Genomic DNA, 4,672 nt, shown 5'->3' on the forward strand with positions numbered 1-4,672 from the left:
AGGTTAGGGTCACGTTGCTAATAGAAAGAGAATGAATATAAAGGTGATACTTGCCGGAAATAGTAGATCACAGAGAACATTACAGAAACACACTCTTATAGCCGAAAGTCTGTAACAAATGCGGCTAAATCTTGTTAAACAGGTCCTCACCAAAACAGCTTGCCGGCAATTTGGAGGTGCATGCAAGGCTCGTAGCAAAATACCAACAAATGGGGATAGAAATGACGAATAATTGTTTATAGGTTTGTAAACATTAAAATGGTAGTAACGCGAAGCCTTTCGAGGCAAAGTAATACCAAGCAAGGGAACGAATGAAACTATCGGATTTACAGAACGGTGAGAGTGGTATTATAACCAAGGTGATGGGTCGTGGAGCATTCCGCAAGCGCATCACCGAGATGGGTTTTGTACGCGGAAAAAAGGTTCTGGTGATAAAAAACGCACCGTTGCGTGACCCCATCGAGTACAACATCATGGGATATAACGTTTCGCTGCGCCACAGCGAAGCATCGCTAATCGAGGTTGTCACCAAGGACGAGGCCATCAACCTGAACTTTGAATCATTCAACGGAACCATCACCGAGGAAGATCTTCGGGTTTCGGCCAAGGTGATGGGTCGCACCATAAACGTGGCGCTGGTGGGAAACCCCAACGCGGGCAAAACCACGCTCTTCAACTTTGCTTCCGGATCGAACGAACGGGTGGGCAACTACTCCGGCGTTACCGTCGATTCTAAAGAGGCTCACTTTAAGCATAAGGGATATCTGTTCAACATCACCGATCTTCCGGGAACCTACTCCCTCACGGCCTACACCCCCGAGGAGATATTCGTGCGCAGCTTCATTGCCGAGTCGGTACCCGATATTATCATCAACGTAGTGGACGCCTCCAACCTCGAGCGCAACCTCTACCTCACCACCCAGCTCATCGACATGGACGTGAAGGTAATCCTAGCCCTAAACATGTATGATGAACTCGAGAGGCACGGCGATAAGTTCGACTACCAATCGATGGGTAAGATGGTGGGTATCCCCATTGTTCCCACCGTGGGCAGTAAGGGTAAGGGAATTTCCGAGCTGTTCGACACCGCCATAAACGTATTCATCGATAAGGACAAAACCACCCGGCACGTTCACATAAACTACGGTCGCGAGGTGGAGCAATCCGTGGCGGCCATTCAAAAGCTGATTAAGAACCCCGAAAACAGCGAGGTAACCGACAAATACTCCTCCCGCTTCCTCTCCATTAAGCTGCTCGAAAAGGATAAGCACTCCAAGAAAATTGTATCGAGGTGTGTCAACAGCACCTCCATTCTCGAAACAGCCGCTCGGGAAATCATACGGCTGGAAGCCAACCTAGGAGAAGATAGCGAAACGGTGATTACCGATGCCAAGTATGGCTTTATTGCGGGAGCACATAAGGAGACCTTTAAGGCAGGAGTTCATACCCGACGTAGGGGAACCGAAGTGATCGATACCTTTCTTACCCATAAGCTGTTTGGATTCCCCATATTCATCTTCTTTATGTGGTTGATGTTCTACTCCACCTTTACGCTGGGTCATTACCCCATGGTTTGGATTGAGAATGGAGTAGCACTTATCTCCAACTTGCTGCGAGACTACATGACCGATGGAGCCTTCAAGGATCTGCTCATCGGAGGAATAATTGATGGAGTGGGCAGCGTAATTGTGTTTCTGCCTAACATCCTAATCCTATTCTTCTTTATCTCGGTGTTGGAAGATACCGGCTATATGGCCCGTGCCGCCTTCATCATGGATAAGCTAATGCACAAGATAGGGTTGCATGGCAAGTCATTTATTCCGCTTATCATGGGCTTTGGATGCAATGTTCCCGCCATCATGTCCACGCGCACCATCGAGAACCGCAACAACCGCCTTCTCACCATGCTCATTAATCCATTTATGAGCTGTAGCGCGCGCCTGCCCATCTACCTGCTTATTATTGGAGCAATATTCCCCGCACATCCCGGCACCGTGCTGTTTGCCGTTTACCTCATTGGCATATCCATGGCCATAGGTGCCGCTTTGGTTTTCAAGAAGACCCTATTCCGCTCGGAAGAGGTTCCGTTTGTAATGGAGCTCCCCCCCTATCGCATCCCAACTGTTCGATCGACAGTAAAGCACATGTGGCTTAAGGGTTCTCAATATCTCCGGAAAATGGGAGGCGTAATTCTGGTGGCTGTAATCCTCATTTGGGCGCTGGAGTATTATCCCAAGAATGCCAACTATACCAAACCCTACGATAAGCTCATTGCCGAGAAAAGCGCACAGGTAAATCAAAGTTCGCAACGAATAACGGATAGCCTCACACTAGAGATTCGCACCCTAGAGGTGATGAAAGCCTCCGAGCAACAGGCCAACTCTTACTTGGGACGCGTGGGCAAGTTTATCGAACCGGCAATTGCTCCATTAGGTTTCGACTGGAAGATGGGCGTAAGCTTACTATCGGGCGTAGCTGCCAAGGAAATTGTGGTGAGCACCTTGGCAGTGCTTTACCAAGCCGGCGACGACAACGAAAGCCTCACCGCTAAGATACAAACCGAGCGGCATAGCAGCGGTAGTCGGGTTGGACAGCTGGTATTCTCGCCGGCAGCGGCGGCAGCCTTTCTCATCTTTATCCTGATTTACTTCCCTTGCGTGGCGGTAATTGCCGCTATTAAGAAGGAATCGGGGAGTTGGAAGTGGGCACTCTTTACTATTGGCTACACTACCGGCTTAGCCTGGGTGCTGGCCTTTATTACCTTTCAGGTGGGAACACTGTTTTGGGGTTAAACATTTGCACTATTGCACTGTTTAGTTAACGAAAGGATTACATTATGTTACAAGATATACTAGCACTCACAACCGTGGTAGTAGCAGCAGGCTACACCATATATAGCTTTTACAAAAGCATAAGCGATACTATTGGAGGAAAAACTTCCGGCTGTAGTGGATGCGCCAGTGGCAGCAGCTGCCAGATAAAAGACCTTGCTCACCATGGATCGGCAAGTAAATAGGGCGTATTATACCCTATAGTTCGATAAAAATCTTCACTTTTCCACCAAGACCTTTCTCAACAAATTCGAAGAGAGTACCAAGAGTGATGTTACTACCATCGTTCTCTACTCGCGAAATATAGGTTCGCTTCTTGTCTATCAGTTTACCGAGATCTTCCTGAGTAAGATGCCGCGATTCGCGCGCCTTTTTAAGTAGCAATCCTATCTTATAGGCCTCCGCTTCTCTTTCAAGACTATCGCGTCGTTCGGAACCCTTCTCACCATAAACCTTGTCCTTAATCTCCACCCAAGATGTAACCTCCACATTATCCTTTGCCTTCATAGTATTCGTTCATTTACTTTAAGTTTGGCACTAAGTGCCGATTGATGTGCTATTTATTGGCGACTATTGTCTTTTTAAATTGGCCTATGTTATTACTTTTAAGATGGAGAAAGGGTGTCAATTTGCCCCAAGAAGTATATATATCATGCCATCGCTTACAAATGTGAATAATCTGTCATAATACGAAATTGTCTATTAAGCATCTCCGTTTACCATTAATTCGTAATATTGTCCGGTAGTCAAGTTTATTTTTAGGTTGAAAAAACAGTTCCCACCATCTTCTACCAATATCAAGTCCTTTCGCCAATCGGTGTTCCAAGTGGCACAAAAACAATTTACCCATACCTCTTTTTCTCCTTTCACATTCGTAATCGCAACATACTGTCGTTTGTATCGGACCAAGTCAATGATAAAGGACTTCTTCTCGAGTTTGTATTCAGGGTGCTTGTCATTAATCTCTTTAAATTGCCGTTCGTGGTATGGATTGTAGTCGTTGATACATTTTTTAAGTAATATTTCAATTTTCAACAAGTCATCGGTTGTCAAATTAGTTGGCTTACTGTCTTTAAAAACGCAATATTGAGTTGTGTCAAATGGCAAAACAGCAATGACTGAAGTGTCTACATAAATCGTATTGGTTTGTTGGTCTTGATTTTCCGTTACAGTATTTTTCTGTCCACAACTGATCAAACAGATTGTCGAAATGAGTATCGAAATGGGTAGTTGTCGTGACATAGGTATCGGCCTTTTAAAATGATGCATAACTTATTAATAAAGAAAATAACACATATCCCGGTTGCCATATATTGCAGCTTTATCATACGCTACCCAAACCTACTCATTTTCCTCTACGCATGAGCAGAAATGATATGTTTATTTTTGCAGGCAGGAAAGTCAACAGTTACGCTAGATATATTGGGTTATATAGTGTAACCCCTCAGCGCTAACAGTCGTTAGTTGGTTGCGTTTGAGATTTTGAACCGTGGTTTATCACACGATAGCAATATTCTTGACGTTACATGCAACATTGATATTTCGGTGATATTGTGCCACTTGTTTCGGTGATATTGTGCCACAAAAAAAGGATGATTTCGTGACCAAATTTATGAATTAATTTGAGTTTTTTTCATCTTGTTTTTTCTCATTGACTCTACTGTTAATTCAATGCGATGTGAAGAGTGAACCATGCGGTCTAGAATTGCATCGGCAATGGTTCCTTCGCCAATTGTTTCATGCCAGTTTTTTACTGGTATCTGTGCGGCAATGATAATAGAAGTCTTGTCATATTTCTGTTCAACGATATCCATTAGGGCATTTCTTGCAGGATCGTCAAA

5 protein-coding genes are annotated in these 4,672 nt (G+C 44.8%); 2 read left to right on the plus strand and 3 right to left on the minus strand.

The window, feature by feature from the left end:
- Positions 1-311 precede the first annotated feature (311 nt).
- Positions 312-2,792, plus strand: coding sequence for a ferrous iron transport protein B (gene feoB, locus BLS65_RS14675; RefSeq protein WP_092440331.1), 2,481 nt, complete (start codon positions 312-314; stop codon positions 2,790-2,792).
- A 44-nt stretch (positions 2,793-2,836) separates the two neighbouring features.
- Complete coding sequence (locus tag BLS65_RS14680; protein WP_092440333.1) at positions 2,837-3,016, plus strand: FeoB-associated Cys-rich membrane protein; 180 nt, start codon at positions 2,837-2,839, stop codon at positions 3,014-3,016.
- A 13-nt stretch (positions 3,017-3,029) separates the two neighbouring features.
- On the opposite strand, the gene BLS65_RS14685 is transcribed toward BLS65_RS14680, so the two are convergent.
- The 3 genes from BLS65_RS14685 to BLS65_RS14695 form a co-directional block, all read right to left on the minus strand.
- A complete protein-coding gene (locus tag BLS65_RS14685; protein WP_212590568.1) occupies positions 3,030-3,338 on the minus strand; it encodes a helix-turn-helix domain-containing protein in 309 nt (102 codons plus the stop codon).
- A 195-nt stretch (positions 3,339-3,533) separates the two neighbouring features.
- Entirely contained in the window at positions 3,534-4,073 is a 540-nt protein-coding gene (locus BLS65_RS14690) for a hypothetical protein (RefSeq protein WP_125869894.1), read from the minus strand.
- A gap of 368 nt (positions 4,074-4,441) precedes the next feature.
- The coding region (locus BLS65_RS14695; protein WP_170830143.1) for an ATP-binding protein at positions 4,442-4,672 on the minus strand (231 nt) is incomplete at its 5' end.

Source organism: Williamwhitmania taraxaci, from assembly GCF_900096565.1.
In the GTDB taxonomy this organism is placed as follows: domain Bacteria; phylum Bacteroidota; class Bacteroidia; order Bacteroidales; family Williamwhitmaniaceae; genus Williamwhitmania; species Williamwhitmania taraxaci.

Excerpts from the sequence above, each read along its gene's own strand:
- feoB (WP_092440331.1), top strand. The coding sequence starts at position 312 with ATGAAACTATCGGATTTACAGAACGGTGAGAGTGGTATTATAACCAAG.
- BLS65_RS14680 (WP_092440333.1), top strand. The coding sequence starts at position 2,837 with ATGTTACAAGATATACTAGCACTCACAACCGTGGTAGTAGCAGCAGGC.
- BLS65_RS14685 (WP_212590568.1), bottom strand. The coding sequence starts at position 3,338 with ATGAAGGCAAAGGATAATGTGGAGGTTACATCTTGGGTGGAGATTAAG.
- BLS65_RS14690 (WP_125869894.1), bottom strand. The coding sequence starts at position 4,073 with ATGTCACGACAACTACCCATTTCGATACTCATTTCGACAATCTGTTTG.